The 380-nt window shown below is 61.3% G+C and carries 1 pseudogene; it reads left to right on the top strand.

Features of this window, described 5'->3' with window-relative positions:
- Positions 1-380: pseudogene (locus DIE21_RS36960) on the top strand (electron transfer flavoprotein subunit beta/FixA family protein); the annotation flags it as partial.

Raw genomic sequence — 380 nt, 5'->3', positions numbered from 1 at the left:
ATGAAAATCCTGGTGCCAGTGAAAAGAGTGGTCGATTACAACGTGAAGGTCCGCGTGAAGTCGGACAACACGGGCGTCGACATCGCGAACGTGAAGATGTCGATGAACCCGTTCGACGAAATCGCGGTGGAAGAAGCCGTGCGCCTGAAGGAAGCGGGTGTCGCGACCGAAGTGATCGCGGTGTCGGTCGGTGTCGCGCAAGCGCAGGAAACGCTGCGTACGGCGCTGGCGATCGGCGCGGATCGCGCGATCCTCGTCGAGTCGAACGACAGTGTCGAGCCGCTGGCCGTCGCGAAGATCCTCAAGGCGCTGGTCGACAAGGAACAGCCGCAGCTGGTGATCCTCGGCAAGCAGGCGATCGACGACGATTCGAACCAGAC

The sequence above is a fragment of the Burkholderia sp. Bp9140 genome (assembly GCF_003853425.1).
Taxonomy (GTDB): Bacteria; Pseudomonadota; Gammaproteobacteria; order Burkholderiales; family Burkholderiaceae; genus Burkholderia.
The sequence above is the reverse complement of the archived record's forward strand: the minus strand, read 5'-3'. Positions and strand labels throughout refer to the sequence as shown.